The sequence below is a fragment of the Candidatus Kurthia intestinigallinarum genome, from assembly GCF_003991225.1.
In the GTDB taxonomy this organism is placed as follows: domain Bacteria; phylum Bacillota; class Bacilli; order Bacillales_A; family Planococcaceae; genus Kurthia; species Kurthia populi.
The window spans coordinates 1-1,210 of the sequence record NZ_JTFC01000164.1; the positions used below are offsets into that span (position 1 = coordinate 1).

Sequence of the window (1,210 nt, forward strand, 5' to 3'; positions counted from 1 at the left end):
TTTGTTCAAGATCGTCTACCTGGTTTAAAAGTAAACTTATTTCGTTTTCTTTGAAGTCTTGTTTTTTCAATTCATTTTTAATTTCATCAAACAAATTTGCATCACTTAATGAAATATTAATGGAATTATCAGTCGAACTTTCATTATATCTAGAGTTGGGAGCATTAAAATAATTATTAACTGTTTTATTAAAAGGTAATTTTTTTTCTTTAGCTGTTGCTTTTCTAACATCACATTGATAATGAGACTCAAATCCAGCAAATGCTTCGTAATACCCTCTATCAATTACTTCATATTTTTCAGTTGCACCGTTAGACATAGTACGGAATAAAAAATCACCTTCTTCAATAAGCAACGTACCATCAGAAATGAAAATCTTATTTTTTTGAACATCCGCACTAATATTTTCTACTACTTCGCCATTTGCTTTCTTTAAAGTTACTTTGTCATTAAAAAATTTTGAACTAAAACGCATATCTATCCCTCACTATAATATGTTAAATCTATCTTCTATATAATTCTTCAAAATTAACTACTGAATTGTTAAAGCATATTGAAATCCGTTTGTCTTACGATTCTGATCATAAACTTTTAAAGGTAAATCTGCTTTAGGCATCCAAGCACGACCTATTTCCACATTAATTGCTACTGGTGCAGCTGGAAAGATATTAATCTCATTCTCTTCCCCATGTCTATATTTTATTTCGTTTAATAGTTCTCGAAACACCTTTTTGAAATCACTTAATTGCTTTTTAGATTTCAGAAAATCATTTGATGGAGCATCAATGGTAAACGTCCATATTGATGTGTTTTCTCCAAGAACTTTTAAAATTCTATCCTCAGCGATTGAAGCACTCAAGGAAACAATTAACGCTATTTTTTCTTTAAACTCCGAAGGCTTTTTTATTATATATTCAGCTTTTACATCTTCTTCTGGCCATATCCAGGTGGAATCAGGTTCTCTTTGTCTTTGAAATACATCTACAATTGGTATATCTGAAAACATTGTCCCTAACTCTATCAAAAGTGGCTGAGGTGCTATCCCAAACAAAGAAATATGTTTTACATCATGTGATGATAAAAGGGGTACTATCTTTTCTTTAAATTGAATTTGCAGATTACGACTTTCCAATTCCCAAAAAAATTTGTCTTCATCTCTAAATGAACTATTATCTAAATTTAAAGATATAAAAAATTCATTAGCTGGATA

General features: G+C 29.8%; 2 protein-coding genes. Both read right to left on the reverse strand.

The features are described from left to right. On the reverse strand, positions 1-475 hold a 475-nt coding region (locus QI30_RS19450), incomplete at its 3' end, for a hypothetical protein (RefSeq protein ID WP_370323644.1). Positions 476-532: 57 nt separating this feature from the next. Next, positions 533-1,210 (reverse strand): SAVED domain-containing protein (locus tag QI30_RS19455; RefSeq protein WP_126992123.1); only part of this gene is annotated, 678 nt, incomplete at its 5' end.